2 protein-coding genes are annotated in these 1446 nt (G+C 67.4%); both read right to left on the reverse strand.

Annotated features, from left to right (window positions below):
• Nucleotides 1-865, reverse strand: an 865-nt coding sequence (locus ACFWF3_RS35810) for an alpha/beta fold hydrolase (protein ID WP_379318588.1), incomplete at its 3' end; no start/stop codon positions are given.
• Nucleotides 862-1446, reverse strand: a 585-nt coding sequence (locus ACFWF3_RS35815) for an SDR family NAD(P)-dependent oxidoreductase (protein WP_379318590.1), incomplete at its 5' end; no start/stop codon positions are given. The genes ACFWF3_RS35810 and ACFWF3_RS35815, both read right to left, overlap by 4 nt.

Below are 1446 nucleotides of genomic sequence, written 5' to 3' on the forward strand. Positions count from 1 at the left end.
GTGCGGTGTCCTCGCGGGTGAGGAAAGCCAGTACGGCCGACTCGAATTCGCCCTTGCGTTCGATCATCGCCCAGTGCCCACAGTGGGGGAACACGTGCAGTTCGGCGCGCGGGATGGTACGCATCGGGATCAGCGCCATATCGAGGGGGCTCACCCGGTCGTCGCGGCCCCAGGTGATCAGCGTGGGGGCAGCCACCTTGTGCAGCATCGCCCACGGCGGCGGTGCGTCGGAGGCCTCCATCGCCTTGATCATCATCGCGAACGCGGCCTTGCTGTACATCCGGCGAGCGCTGTCCAGCGTCGCGGGATCGGTGGCCTGGGCCCAGCGCTCCTCGATCAATTCCTCGGTCACCATCGCGGGGTCGTAGACCATCGAATGCAGCCACTGGATCAATCGCTCGCGGGTCGGTTCCTCGGTGAACTCCTGGAGCAGCTTGATGCCCTCGCCGGGGCCGGGGCTGAAAAGATTGCGGCCGATGCCGCCGATCGTCACCAGCTTGCCGACCCGCTCGGGATGGGCGATGGCGTAGTTGAGCGCTACGCCGCCACCCATCGAGTTGCCGATGATGTCGACGCTGTCGAGGCCGAGCGCGTCGACGAAACGAACCACCGCATCCAGCGCGGTGATCATCGGATGTCCGCCGAAGTCGTCGCTCACCCCGAAACCGGGGAATTCCAGGACGAGACAACGGAATCGTTGCGCGAAGACGGCGAGGTTACCGCGGAAGTTGCGCCATCCGGTGACACCGGGCCCTGATCCGTGCAGGAGCAACAGCGGCGGTCCTTCGCCCGCCTCGTGGTACCGCAAGACGCCCGCGTCGGTGGTGATCTCGCGCAGCGTGCCCTCGTAGCTCAGGTCGGTCATGCGTGGGTACCGCCGTCGATGCGGATCTCGGTACCGGTGATGAAGGCGCCGTCCTCGGAGACGAGCATCGCGATCACGCCGGCGACCGCGGCAGGGTCACCCATGCCCGCGCCGCCGGATTCGAGGTCGGTCGGCAGGACGGGCGACAGCTTTCCGAACAGGGCCCAGTTGGCGTCGGAGGGCACGTATCCGCCAGTGGCTTCGGTGATTCCGGACTTGATGCTGCCGGGCGCGACACAGACCGCGCGCAAGCCCTTGCCGCCGTACTCAAGGGCGATGGCGTGGGTGAAGGACTGGATGCCGCCCTTGCTCGCCGCGTAGGCCGCCATGTACGGGTGCGCGAAGGCCGCCGACGTCGAGCTGAAGTTCACCACGGTCGCGCGCGGGTTGACCAGCAGGGCCGGCAGTGCCTCGCGGACGACGAGGAAGGTGCCGGTGAGGTTCACCCGGATGATCAGGTCCCACAGGTCGAGCGGGGTCTGATCGGTGTGCGAGGCACGCAGGATGCCCGCCGCGTTCACCAGCGAATCCAGGCCGCCGAGGGTCTCGATCGAGGATCGGACGCCCTCGATCACCGACTG

Source organism: Nocardia sp. NPDC060220 (genome assembly GCF_042727815.1).
GTDB lineage: Bacteria > Actinomycetota > Actinomycetes > Mycobacteriales > Mycobacteriaceae > Nocardia.